This window comes from Mesorhizobium sp. M0664, assembly GCF_040320565.1.
In the GTDB taxonomy this organism is placed as follows: domain Bacteria; phylum Pseudomonadota; class Alphaproteobacteria; order Rhizobiales; family Rhizobiaceae; genus Mesorhizobium.
Genome location: NZ_JAMYPW010000006.1, coordinates 149,620 through 162,500, shown reverse-complemented (window position 1 = coordinate 162,500; position 12,881 = coordinate 149,620). Strand labels below are relative to the sequence as shown.

9 protein-coding genes are annotated in these 12,881 nt (G+C 63.5%); 2 read left to right on the top strand and 7 right to left on the bottom strand.

What is annotated here, in order from left to right; all coding sequences use genetic code 11:
• The first annotated feature begins 189 nt into the window (after positions 1-189).
• Positions 190-2,148, top strand: a complete 1,959-nt coding sequence (locus NKI39_RS10715) for a M23 family metallopeptidase (RefSeq protein WP_352831730.1) — start codon at positions 190-192, stop codon at positions 2,146-2,148.
• A gap of 17 nt (positions 2,149-2,165) precedes the next feature.
• Here the strand turns inward: NKI39_RS10715 and NKI39_RS10710 are convergent, their stop codons facing one another.
• Positions 2,166-3,731, bottom strand: coding sequence for an MFS transporter (locus NKI39_RS10710; protein WP_352831728.1), 1,566 nt, complete (start codon positions 3,729-3,731; stop codon positions 2,166-2,168).
• A gap of 168 nt (positions 3,732-3,899) precedes the next feature.
• On the opposite strand from NKI39_RS10710, the gene NKI39_RS10705 reads away from it, so the two are divergent.
• Positions 3,900-4,532 carry a TMEM175 family protein gene (locus NKI39_RS10705; protein WP_352471308.1) on the top strand — a complete coding sequence of 211 codons (633 nt, stop codon included), beginning with the start codon at positions 3,900-3,902 and terminating at the stop codon, positions 4,530-4,532.
• Between the two features lie 21 nt (positions 4,533-4,553).
• On the opposite strand, the gene NKI39_RS10700 is transcribed toward NKI39_RS10705, so the two are convergent.
• The 6 genes from NKI39_RS10700 to prfA all read right to left on the bottom strand — a co-directional run bounded on the left by NKI39_RS10700 (position 4,554) and on the right by prfA (position 12,876).
• Positions 4,554-6,023 carry a L,D-transpeptidase family protein gene (locus tag NKI39_RS10700; RefSeq protein ID WP_352831726.1) on the bottom strand — a complete coding sequence of 490 codons (1,470 nt, stop codon included), beginning with the start codon at positions 6,021-6,023 and terminating at the stop codon, positions 4,554-4,556.
• Between the two features lie 238 nt (positions 6,024-6,261).
• On the bottom strand, positions 6,262-6,627 hold the full coding sequence (locus NKI39_RS10695; RefSeq protein WP_352456638.1) for an MmcQ/YjbR family DNA-binding protein: 366 nt from the start codon (positions 6,625-6,627) through the stop codon (positions 6,262-6,264).
• A 147-nt stretch (positions 6,628-6,774) separates the two neighbouring features.
• Positions 6,775-9,381, bottom strand: a complete 2,607-nt coding sequence (gene clpB, locus NKI39_RS10690) for an ATP-dependent chaperone ClpB (RefSeq protein ID WP_352831724.1) — start codon at positions 9,379-9,381, stop codon at positions 6,775-6,777.
• Between the two features lie 238 nt (positions 9,382-9,619).
• The gene (locus NKI39_RS10685) at positions 9,620-10,594 is read right to left on the bottom strand and encodes a DUF4167 domain-containing protein (protein ID WP_352831722.1); all 975 of its coding nucleotides are present in this window, start codon (positions 10,592-10,594) and stop codon (positions 9,620-9,622) included.
• Between the two features lie 340 nt (positions 10,595-10,934).
• Positions 10,935-11,804: a peptide chain release factor N(5)-glutamine methyltransferase gene (gene prmC, locus NKI39_RS10680; RefSeq protein ID WP_352491801.1), complete on the bottom strand. Its 870-nt coding sequence runs from the start codon at positions 11,802-11,804 to the stop codon at positions 10,935-10,937.
• The gene (gene prfA / locus NKI39_RS10675) at positions 11,797-12,876 is read right to left on the bottom strand and encodes a peptide chain release factor 1 (protein ID WP_352491802.1); all 1,080 of its coding nucleotides are present in this window, start codon (positions 12,874-12,876) and stop codon (positions 11,797-11,799) included. Before prfA ends, prmC begins: the two co-directional genes overlap by 8 nt.
• Positions 12,877-12,881 lie beyond the last annotated feature (5 nt).

The window sequence follows — 12,881 nt, the reverse complement described above, 5'->3', positions numbered from 1 at the left end:
AGAGACCAACGGCGCCTCCCAGGCGCTTCCTATAAGAGACTAAAGAGAACCCATAGAGACAGACGTGTGATTGGGGATTTCGGCCGGGGCCAGGCGCTTCGTTGACTTCACCCGCCGTGACAGGCAAATGTCATGGCCACAACAAGAACGACAAGCCGTTCCGCCCCGGGGAAGAAGCAGCCTTTCTGGATGCCAGACACGGAAGATGTCATAGCCGACCTCGGCAACGAGCCGCCGCTGATCGCGGACGGCCGCAGCGGCCCTCCCGACCGGCGCGAGGTTTCGGCGCGCTGGCTGTCGGGCACCTTCCTTACCGGCGTGACCTCGAGCGTGCTGATGGGCGTGGCGCTGTTTGCAGCGCTTGACGGCCGCCAGCAGTTGGCGACGCCACCCGAGATCGCCGAACTGATCAGCCTTGCCAGTGGCGACGATTCCGGTGAGATCGCCAAGACGACCAGGCTGGTGGCGCTGCGCCAGATCGCCAAGGCCAAGGATCGCCGGCGCATGGAAGTGTCGATGGTGACCAAGGTCGGCGACCGCGATGTCATCCACACCATGCCTTTCGTGCAGATCAAGATGGCGCTTGCCGCCGGTCACACGACCAGCCGGGCCTATCCGCCTTTCGACCCGATGCAGGTGTTTGGCAATGGCGACGATAATGCTGCCCAGCCGGCAGGCGCCGCCGCCAGCCAGATCTATGGCGCCAAGGTCGAAAGCGAGATGAGCTTGAAGACCGTCGATTTCCCGATCGAGACGGCGGCCTTCGACGAAAAGAGCGACCTTTCTGCCGACGAGGTGGAAAAGGTCGTGCGCGAGGCCGGCACCGATCTGAGCGACGGCGCTGTCCAGGTCGCTTCGCTGCATTATGTCGACCCACAGCGATTCGGTGACGGCTTCGCCGAAAGCATGGCTGGCTCCTATGACGTCAAGATCGTCCCGGAAAACGTCTCGGTGTCGCCGCGTGCCGCCATCGACGACCATGCGCCGGCTTTCGCCGAGGAAATCATCCCCTTCACCAAGGATCTCGACATTGCCGAGGCCTTCGCTGATTCGGGCTATACCGGCGAGGATGCCACCGGAATGGCCGAGGCGATCGCCAAATTGCTGAATGCGACGGCCCTCAAGGCAGGAACCGTGCTGCGCGTTGGGCTCGAGGTCCATGGCGACGCCGCCAAGATCGTTCGCACCAGCGTGTACGACAGGACCCAGCACATCGTCACCATCGCGCTCGACGACCACGACCAGTACGTGCCGGCGCAGGAGCCGGAGCCAAATCCCGAATTGCTGACGGCGTTCGACGATTCGCCTGCGCCCATAGTGCGCGGCAATCTGCCGAACATCTATGACGGCATCTACCGCACCGCCTATTCCTACGGCATGTCCAAGGCGATGACGCAACGGCTGATCAAGTTGCTGGCGTCCGGTGTCGACTTTCAGTCGCGCCTCAATCCCACGGACCGCATCGAGGTGCTGTTCTCGCAGCCCGATGGCGACGACCAGGCGTCTGACGAATCCGAGCTGCTTTACGTCTCCGCGACTTTCGGCGGCACGACGCGAAATTTCTACCGTTTCCAGACGCAGGACGGCAGCACCGACTACTTCGACGAAAATGGTAGCAGCGCCGAGCAGTTTCTGCTGCGCAATCCGTTGCCCAATGGCCGATTTACGTCAGGGTTCGGTGCCAGGCGCCACCCCATTTTGGGGTATGTGAAAATGCACACCGGCACCGACTGGGCAGCTCCCGTGGGATCGCCGATCATTGCCGCAGGCAATGGCGTCGTCGAAAAAGCCGGCTGGGCCGGCGGCTATGGCAAGCAAATCATCTTGCGTCACGCCAATGGCTACGAGACGTCCTACAATCACCAGAGCGCCTTTGCAAAAGACATCGAGCCGGGAGTTCGCGTTCGCCAGGGTCAGGTTATCGGCTATCTCGGCTCAACCGGCCTCTCCACCGGTCCGCATCTTCATTACGAACTGATCGTCAACGGCACAAAGGTCGATTCGATGCGCGTCCGCCTACCGGTCGGCAAGACGCTGAAGGGCGACGACCTCGTCGCCTTCAAGCGCGAGCGCGAACGCATCGACGACCTGCTCAAGCAGGAAGACGGCAATCAGTTGAAGGTCGCGAGCGCCAAGATCGAAGGCTGAGCCGACGTTTTTCGTCGTCAGCCGTGCTGATTCGCCGTGTCGCGCGCCCATGGCAGCCGCTCGCCGGAAACCGTCGTCCACGCGGTGATTGCCGAAAACAGGCAAAGCAGCGCGGTCACCGCGGCAACGGCGGCGAATGCCGCGTCGCTGGCGGCAAGTCGTGCCGCATCGAGGCCGGGCGCCAGGCCGGCTGGCGGCGGTTCGCCGAAACCCGGAATGCCGGAGCCGGCAGCGGTGCCGAGCACGCCAGCATAGACCCAGGCCGCCAGCGATCCCATCGCCGCCACGGCAATCAGGCCGCCGATGCGCGAGACGGCGTTGTTGATGCCCGAGGCCGCACCCGTATCCTTGTCCTCGACCCCCCTGCTGACGGCGGGCGCCAGCGGCGGGACCACCAGGGCCATTCCGCGCCCCCAACGAGCCAAGAGCGGGAATACCCCCAGCCAGAAATTGTGGATGCCCCGATAGGCCAGCAAGGCAAGTCCGGCAAAGGCAAGAGCCACAACCAGACTGCCGCTGGCGATCGGAAAGCGAGGCCCGATGCGGTCGGACCACTGGCCGACTGGTCCGGACAACACTGCGATCAATGCCGACAGCGGCAGGAAGATGAAACCGACCTCGGCCGCGCTCAGCCCCCATCCGGCGATCATGAGCATCGGCAGATAGAACAGATTGGCCGACAGCGCGAAATAAAGGAAGAAGGTCGCCACATTGGCGCCCGCGAACGCGCCGATCCGAAACAACGACAGATCGATCATCGGCTCGCGCCGCCGGCGCTCGAAGACGATGAACACGACGAGCAAAACCGCACCGGCGGCAATACTCGGGCCGGACATCAGCCCCTCCCCGTCGCCGCTCATCGAGGTCAGACCGTAAGCGAGAGCTCCGAACGCCATTATGGCGAGTGCAGCGCCGCCGAGATCGAGGCTGCGCTTTTCCGCCGGCGCGTCGGCAGGGACCTTGGCCAGCAGAAGATAGACCGAGATAAGGCCGAGCGGCAGATTGATGGCGAAGATCGCCCGCCAGATGCCGTCGCCGAACGCCGACAGCACGAAGCCGCCCAGCACCGGGCCGAGCGCCGTCGTCAGTGCTGATGCTGCGGCCCAGATGCCGATCGCCCGGCCGCGTTCCTTTTTCGGATAGGCTTTGGCGATAATGGCCAGGCTGCCCGGCACCATGATGGCCGCTCCGACACCCTGGATAGCCCGAAACGCAATAAGCACCGCCGGGTTAGGCGCCAGCGCGCAGGCAAGCGAGGCGGCAATGAACAGGACGATGCCGGCGACGAAGGAGTGGCGCAGGCCGAAGCGATCGCCGGCGGCGCCGCCGACGAGAATGAGGGCTGAGAGTGTCAATGCGTAGGCATTGGAAATCCATTGTGCCTCGGCGAGGCTGGCGCCGAGGTCGACGCGGATCGCCGGCGTCGCAATGGCCAGGACCGACCCGTCGATGAAGCCGAGCGCAGAAGCCAGGATCGCGGCGATCAGCACGAACCGCCGCTGCGCCTGCGGACAGAACGTATCGGCGGGAAGTGAGCCGGTCAGGGGAACGGCGCCGGTACCGACTTTGGTTGGCGTGTGCATGCCGCCTTACCTAGATCGCCGGCGCGCCGGCGACAACCGGCCAGTAAGCTGTTCTCGTTGAAACCAGGCCCAAACTGGCCACACAGGCAGGATCACGCCGCTCAGGGTGCAAACGGCAAGTGCCGTGCTAAGCTTCTCGCAGCGCTACAGACAAGGGGGAAATACCGCATGAAACGACCGCTCGAACCCTCGGCGGAAGGACGCGGGCGCGTCGTCGGCATCACCGACGGCGTGTTCGCCATCGCGCTCACCCTGATCGTTCTCGAGATCAGGGTGCCGGCGCATGAAACGGTGCATTCCGAACGCGAGTTGATCACAGCGATCACAGCACTGGCGCCGCGCTTCCTGACCTATGCGCTCAGCTTCCTGACGCTGACCATCTTCTGGTTCGGCCAGCAGGCGCAACACGGGCTGATTGCAAAATCCGACCGGCGGCTTGCCACGCTGAACCTCTGCTTCCTCGGCTTCATCGCCTTGCTGCCGTTCTCGACCGACCTTCTCGCCGACTTCCTCGAATTCAGGACTGCGGTGCTCGCCTACTGGTTCAATCTTTTGATGCTCGGACTGACGCTGCTCGCCAGTTGGCGCTACGCGGACAAAAACGGATTTCTGGCCGAAGGTGTCGACGCGGAGACCACCCGAACGGTCTATCTGCGCATCGTCAAGGCACAGATCCTGTGGGCCGTCGGCGCTGCACTTTGCCTGATCAGCCCGTTGCTCAGCGTCGGCTTCATCCTGGTGGTGCAGCTGATCTATGCCGCAGCGCCGCGCGCGCCACTGCTGCGCAAGGTCATCGGGTGATCCGGGCGCGGGCGTTGCGCTTTAATCGACGAACTCCACGATAACGCCGGGCGTCACGATCTTGGCAAGCTCGCGCGCGTCCCAATTGGTCAGCCGCACGCAGCCATGGCTTTCGGTCTTGCCGATCTTGGACGGATCCGGCGTGCCGTGGATGCCGTAGGTCGGCTTGTCCAGCGCAATCCAGACCGAGCCGACCGGGCCGTTCGGCCCCGGCGGGATGGTCAGGATCCTGTCGTTTTCGCCCTGCTTGAAATTGATGTTCGGGTTGTAGGTGTAGTTCGGGTCCAATGCGACACGCGACACCGCATGCGTGCCGGACGGCGACGGCGTGTCGGACGAGCCGATAGTCGCCGGATAGGCTGCGACCAGCTTGCCCGCCGCATCATAGGCGCGGACCTGCTTATTGGACTTGTCGGCGATGATGCGCGCCACCGGCGTCGCCACCAGCCTGCCGAAATTGGCGACCTTGATGATGGTGCCCGGACGATTGAAATTGGCGTCCGGATTGAGCTTGTTCAGATAGGTTTCATCCATATGGAAGCGCTCGGCCAGCGCTTCGGGTACCGACGTGTAGCCCATCCGATCGAGCTGGGCCTTTTGGCTGTAGTCCTCCGGTATCGAGGCGACATAGGGACCGGCCGCATCCTCGGGCGTGATCGTATATGAGGCGAAGGCATCGCCGCCGGATTGCGCCAGGGCCGCCTGGATGCCGATTGCGTCGGTCGATTTCAGATTGCTGCCGGTGATCTCATTATAGGCGGCGAGCGCCTTGTCGACATTCGAGCCGAAGCGTCCGTCGATGACGCCGGGCGATGCACCGGCACGGTCGAGCAGCACCTGCAGTGCCGCCACGTCCTCGCGGGCGCCGAGCGCAAGCGACGGGTCGACCGCCGTCTTGCCGCCAGTGCTTGGCGGCGGGGCTGTATCTGGCGGTAAGGCCGCCTGCTCGTTCGGCCCCGTCGGCTCGACCGGCTCGATCGAGGCCTCGTTGAGCGGCTGGCGCTCGATGGTGCGCGGCTTTGCCTCCGGATAACCATTGCCGTAGCCGTCATCCCGTGGCGCTTCGGGGAAGGCTTCCATCGAATTGTCGCCATTAAGATCGTAGTCGTCGGCCGGCGGCACGATGATCCTGCCCTCGTCTTCCAACTGCCTGCGGCGGTAGCGCGCCATGTCCTGCGGGTCGTCGAGATAATAGCGGTCGTCCTCGACCGGTCCGAGATTGCGCAAGCGCTCGCGGCGCAAGGCACGGCGGTCGAGCCTGGTCTGCGGCGGCTGGATGGCGATAACCTTGCCGGTCTCCGCATCGACGATGACGCGGTTTCCCCTGGCGTCGTAATAGATGTCGAGATTGCCGTTCTGGGCGACAAGAATGCCGCCGCCATTGGCGGCACGAACCACCCGTGGCGCGGTATCCACTATTGGCGAGGCCATCGCATTCGACGCCAGCAGCCCGGCAGCAAGCGCTGAAAGGGTGAAGATGGTGCGCAACATGATGGCCAAATTCTCCGGTCCGTAATTGCCGCCGCCGGCATTGTCTCTTCAAAGCGCCGCGCGTCTTTTTCGACGCGCAAAGGACGCTCTAACGCTTTAAATCTCCGCATCGTGCTTTGCGAAAATCAAAACTCGATTTCGGGCCGATGTGGTAGGCGAACCCCTTCGCCAGCAAATCAGTTGCCAACGATAAGGTTCCAATATGAACCGGGCATGAAGATGGCGGATTTCTGACCGATTAACCGGCAGCGAGTCCCAATTCCTTGCGCGCCTGCTTCGTCAGCTTCAGCACGACAAGACGGTGGCTTTCGCGCAGGTAATCCTTCAGCGCGCCATCATCCATGCTTTCGCCGGTCTGGCGCTGGATCCATTTCATGCCGCGTGAGGCAAGATAGGGCGCGGGCCGAAGGCCCGGCTGCTCCCTCAGCACGTCATAGGCGATGTCGGAGCATTTGAAGGTAACGAACGGCTCCTTGCCCTCACTCCAGCCGCCGATCGCGAAGACCTTGCCGCCGACCTTCCAGACATGGGCGCCGCCCCACTGCACGACATGGGTCGCCGAAGGCAGCGAGGCGCAGAAGCTGTTATAGTCGTCCAGCGTCATCTGCGCCCCGCCAGTGATGTTGGACCATGAACCGAAGGCCGGCGTAACAAAAGGGTATGCCGGTTTTTCGGAAAGGATCATGGTCGAGATTGAAGATAGGAATTCCATCCCGATTCGATCGGGATGGAACAGGTCCTTGGCTTGAGCTCAGGCGGCCGCCTCGGTTGCCACGACCGCGGGCTTCGAGCGGAAGTTCAAGCGGTCGGAGCCAGCGGTGACCTTGACGGTTGAGCCGTCGAGGATCTCGCCGAGCAGGATCTTTTCCGCCAGGGGGTCCTGCAATTCCTTCTGCATCACCCGCTTCAGCGGCCGCGCGCCATAGGCCGGGTCGTAACCCTTGGCCGCCAGCCAGTCGATCGCCTCCTGATCGAGCGAAAGCGATATCTTGCGGTCAACAAGCAGGTTTTCCAGCCGCTTGAGCTGGATTTGGACGATCTGGCCCATATCCTGGCGGCGCAGCCGGTGGAACAGGATCACCTCGTCGATGCGGTTGAGGAATTCCGGCCGGAACGAAGCCCTGACGACATTCATCACCTCGTCGCGCACGACGTCGACATCCTGGTCCTCGCCGAGATTGACCAGATATTCGCCGCCGAGATTGGACGTCATGATGATCAGCGTGTTGCGGAAGTCGACCGTGCGGCCCTGCCCATCGGTCAGCCGGCCGTCGTCGAGCACCTGCAGCAGCACGTTGAAGACATCAGGATGCGCCTTCTCGATCTCGTCGAACAGCACGACCTGATAGGGCCGGCGCCGCACCGCTTCGGTCAGCGCGCCGCCTTCCTCATAGCCGACATAGCCGGGAGGCGCGCCGATCAGCCGGGCGACCGAGTGCTTCTCCATGAACTCCGACATGTCGATACGCACCATGGCGCTCTCGTCGTCGAACAGGAAGCTGGCCAGCGCCTTGGTCAATTCGGTCTTGCCGACGCCCGTCGGTCCGAGGAACATGAACGAGCCGAGCGGCCGGTTCGGGTCCTGCAGGCCGGCGCGCGCACGGCGCACGGCTTTCGACACTGCCTGCACCGCCTCGCCCTGGCCGACGACGCGCCTGCCGATCTCGTCTTCCATGCGCAACAGCTTGTCGCGCTCGCCTTCCAGCATCTTGTCGACCGGGATGCCCGTCCAGCGCGAGACGATATGGGCGACGTGATCGGGGCCAACCACTTCTTCGACCATGCCGGCCTTGCCATCCCTGGCTTCGGCCTGCTTCAGCTGCTTTTCGAGTTCCGGGATCTTGCCGTAAGCAAGTTCGCCGGCGCGCTGGAATTCACCCTGGCGCTGGGCGATGGCAAGTTCGTTGCGCGCCTCGTCGAGCTGTTTCTTGAGGTCGGCGGCAAGCCCGAGCTTCTGCTTCTCGGCCTGCCATTTCGAGGTCAGCTCGGTCGATTCCTCCTCGAGGTTCGAGAGTTCCTTCTCGAGCCGCGCGAGCCGGTCCTTCGAGGCATCGTCCTTCTCGACCTTCAGCGCCTCGCGCTCGATCTTGAGCTGCATGATGCGGCGGTCGATCTCGTCCAGCGCCTCGGGCTTCGAATCGACCTGCATGCGGAGCCGCGACGCGGCCTCGTCGACCAGGTCGATCGCCTTGTCCGGCAGGAAGCGGTCAGCGATGTAGCGGTTGGACAGGGTTGCGGCCGCGACCAGTGCCGAATCCGAGATGCGCACCTTGTGGTGCTGCTCGTATTTCTCTTTCAGGCCGCGCAGGATCGAGACAGTGTCTTCGACCGTCGGCTCATTGACGAAGACCGGCTGGAAGCGGCGGGCAAGGGCCGCATCCTTCTCGACATGCTTGCGGTATTCGTCGAGCGTGGTTGCGCCGACACAATGCAGTTCGCCGCGGGCGAGCGCCGGCTTCAGCAGATTCGACGCGTCCATGGCGCCATCCGCCTTGCCGGCACCGACAAGCGTGTGCATCTCGTCGATGAACAGAATGATGCCGCCGGCGGCAGACGTGACTTCGGAAAGCACCGCCTTCAGCCGCTCCTCGAACTCGCCGCGGTATTTGGCGCCGGCGATCAGCGACCCCATGTCGAGGGCCATCAGCTGCTTGTCCTTGAGCGATTCCGGCACATCGCCATTGACGATGCGCAGCGCCAGCCCTTCGGCGATCGCCGTCTTGCCGACGCCGGGTTCGCCGATCAGCACTGGGTTGTTCTTGGTGCGGCGCGACAGCACCTGGATGGTGCGGCGGATTTCGTCGTCGCGGCCGATGACCGGATCGAGCTTGCCCGCGCGGGCGTCCGCCGTCAGGTCGCGCGCGTATTTCTTCAGCGCGTCGTAGCCCTGCTCGGCGCTCGCCGAATCGGCAGTGCGACCTTTGCGTACGTCGTTGATGACCTGGTTCAGCGCCTGCGGCGTGACACCCGCCTTGGACAGGATGTCGGCGGTCTTGGCCGATTTTTCCATGGCCAGCGCCTGCAATAGCCGTTCGACGGTAACGAAGCTGTCACTGGCCTTCTTGGCCAGTTCCTCGGCGGTCGAAAACACCTTTGCCAGCGGCTGCGCCAGATAGAGCTGGCCATTGCCGCCCTCGACCTTGGGCATTGCCTCCAGTGCCGTTTCGACGCCGAGCTTGACGTCACGGACATTGCCGCCGGCGCGCTCGATCAGCGACGCAGCCAGGCCCTCGTCGTCATCGACAAGGACCTTGAGGATATGCTCGGGGGTGAATTGCTGGTGATTGCGGGAAAGCGCCATGGTTTGTGCGGACTGGATAAAGCCGCGCACGCGCTCGGAATATTTTTCAAGATTCATGCCTGTCTCCTTCCGTCACCGGCCCGCTTCGCGGCACCGGATCAGATTGCGGTGACGGACCCGCCCGTTCGAGCCGGATCCTGTTCACGCAAGATATGGGACGCAAACCACGGACCCTCAAGACGCCTCGACACTGGCGAATGCATAATATTCCGAGCGCGCAAAGCAAAAACGGCGGAGATTTCTCTCCGCCGCCTGGGGTAAAGGATGCGCTAAGATCGACTGAACGTTTTTCCGATCAATTCTCGACGTCTGCGATCACAGCTTGACCGCCGGGGCCTTCAGCCGGCGCTGCATCGACATTGCCAGCGTCGGTATTGCCAGTCTCGGCATTGCTTGTCTCGGCACTGCTTGTCTCGGCACTGCCAGTCTCGGCACTGTCAGGGCCGGCGTTGTCGTTGCCGCCATTTGCCTGTTCGACATCGAGGCGCGGGCGACGCGGACGCCTGGGGCGGCGGGCCGGGCTGTTTTCGGCCGCGGCTTCGTTGAGCTCGGCCTGGGCGGCGAGACCCGCCGGCGAAAGGTTGTCGAATTGCGGTGCGGGCTCGCTCACAAAGACCGGCCCAGCGGCCGGCACGGGCTCCGCCTGCGCCGGCGTCTCGTCGCGCCGTGGCTGTTCGGCGCGCTGGCCACCCTGCTCGCCGCGCGCGCCATACTCGCCGCGCTGGCCGTTCTGGCCGTAACCGCCATTGGGGCGACGGTCGCGGTGGCGTCCGCCATTGTTGTCGCGGCCGTCACGGTTGTCGCGGCCGCCCCGATTGTCGCGGCTGTTTTCCTGGTTCAGAGCCAGCTCGGCCGGCGTGCCATCGATGACCGGCTGCGGGCCGGCACCGTGATTGGCCGCCGAACCCGACGTCTCGTTGGCATTGTTGTTGCCGGCATTGTCGAACTCGTCGCGATCCTCGTCGCCGTCATCGTCGAAATCATCGCGATTCTGCTGCGCGTTCTGGATCGGCATCTGCGCCTGAGCGGCTGCGATGATGCGGTTATAGTGCTCTGCATGCTGGAGATAGTTTTCCGCCATCACCCGGTCGCCGGAGCTTTGCGCGTCACGGGCAAGGGTTGCGTACTTCTCGGCAATCTGCTGAGCCGATCCGCGGATCTTCACGTCCGGGCCGTTGCTCTCGTAGTTGCGCGTCAGGGGATTAGGCCCCTTACGGTTGTTGTTGTTATTGTTGTTGCCGCCGCCGCCATTGTTGTTGCGACCGCGCATGCGCCTGTTTTGCTGTTGTGGCCTCATTAGACTCTCTTCACTTTGAAATTTTCGAAAAACTCTTCACGAACGGAGGCGCTCATGCGGCCAGCCGTTTCGTTCCTTCACCGGCGTTCGCCCGCATCAATTGCGTTGGCGCCACGTGCCATCCTGTTCCGGTTACTTCACTTGCCGGACGATTCCCGCACGAAGCTTGGGCGTCGTTTGCGCAAGAAGGCAGCTATTTCCAAGGAAAACCGAATCGCTAAGAGCACTGCCTGCTTCGTCTCATCCGGTTAAGGCGACCCTAGCCGCATTCCCCGGTATTGCCAAGCGCTTTTTTCGCACTGCATCACGGCTTTCACCGTTCGAACACAAGAACTCTGTCGTTTCCGCCGAGATCACGAAACACCCCGACCGAACGGTACCCGGCCGCGGAGAATATCTCCGTAACCTGTTGGTGCTGCGTATGGCCGATCTCGACCGCAATCCTGCCTTGGACTTCCAAATACGCTGCCGCTCCCGCGGCGATCTTCCTGTAGGGGCTCAGACCGTCCACACCGCCATCGAGGGCCTGGCGTGGATCGAAACCGCGGACCTCGTCCTGCAGATTTCCAATGTCGTCTGAGGGTATATAGGGAGGGTTTGCGACAATTACATGGTACCGGCCAGAAACTTTTTCAAACCAGTCGGATTTGAGCGGCGTGAACCGGCCGGCGAGCCCCAATTCCCCGGCATTACGCATGGCTGTGGCCAGCGCCTCCTGCGAAATGTCAACGCCGGTGGCGGTCGCGGCCGGAACGGCGCTGAGCAGCGCCAGCGCGATGGCACCGGTACCGGTCCCTAGATCGAGGATGCGGCAGCAGCCCTCGCGTGCCGCCATTGCCTTGACGAAGGGCAGTATAGCCTCGACCAGCGTTTCGGTATCCGGCCGCGGCTCCAGCGTTTGCGGCGAAAGCGAAAGGCGCAAGCCGTAGAATTCGCGGTAGCCAAGGATTCGGTGTACCGGCTCGCCGGCGATGCGCCGCCGCAAGGCGGCTTCGATTACCGCCGTCACGTCCGTATCGACAGCGCGCCCGGGATCGGCGATGGCCTGCGTGCGACTGGTGCCGGAAAAATGCTCGACGATCAGCCTGGCATCGAGCGCCGGATCCGCGATCCCGGCTGCGGTGAGCCGGTTTCGCGCCTCCCGCAGCAGCGGCGCCAGCGTGGCGGGCAGGCTGTCAGCCATCGATGCCGATATCGGCGAGCAGCTTCGACTGGTGATCGGCGATCAGCGCGTCGATGATCTCGTCGAGTTCGCCCATCATCACCCGGTCGAGCTTATAGAGCGTCAGGTTGATACGATGATCGGTGACGCGACCCTGCGGAAAATTATAGGTGCGGATGCGTTCCGAGCGGTCGCCCGAGCCGACCTGCGACTTGCGCGATTCGGAACGTTCCTCGTCCGCCTTGCTGCGCTCGAGGTCGTAGAGCCTGGCGCGTAGGATCTGCATGGCCTTCGCCCGGTTCTGGTGCTGCGACTTTTCCGCCTGCACCACCATGATGCCGGTCGGCAGATGGGTGATGCGCACGGCCGAATCGGTGGTGTTGACGTGCTGGCCGCCGGAACCCGAGGCGCGCATCGTGTCGATACGGATGTCTTCGGCCCTGATGTCGATGTCGACCTCTTCGGCTTCCGGCAGCACCGCGACCGTCGCCGCCGAGGTATGAATGCGTCCGCCCGCCTCGGTCGTCGGCACGCGCTGCACCCGGTGCACGCCGGATTCGAACTTCAGATGGGCAAAGACGCCCTTGCCCGAAACGGTGGCGATGATTTCCTTGTAGCCGCCGACCTCACCCTCGCTGGCCGACACCGTCTCGAAACGCCAGCCATGCGCCGCGGCATAGCGCTCGTACATGCGAAACAGGTCGCCGGCGAAAAGCGCCGCCTCGTCGCCGCCGGTGCCGGCGCGGATCTCGAGGATGGCGTTCTTGTCGTCGGCGGCATCCTTGGGCAACAGCAGGATTTGGATGTCCTTCTGCAGCGCCTCGATGTGATGCTTGACCCCTGGCAGGTCGGCCTCAGCCAAGGCCCGCATCTCGGCGTCGGTGCCCTTGTCGGCGAGCATCGCCTCCAGATCGCCCTGTTCGTGCTCGGCGGCGCGCAGCGCCCTGATCTTTGCCACCATCTCCTGGATGTCGGCATATTCGGAGGCCATCCTGACATAGGCGTCCGGCGCTGGCCCGGCCGACATCTGCGCTTCGAGCATGTCGAAACGCTTGACGACTTGATCCATACGGTCGCGGGGCAGGTTGATCATGGCGA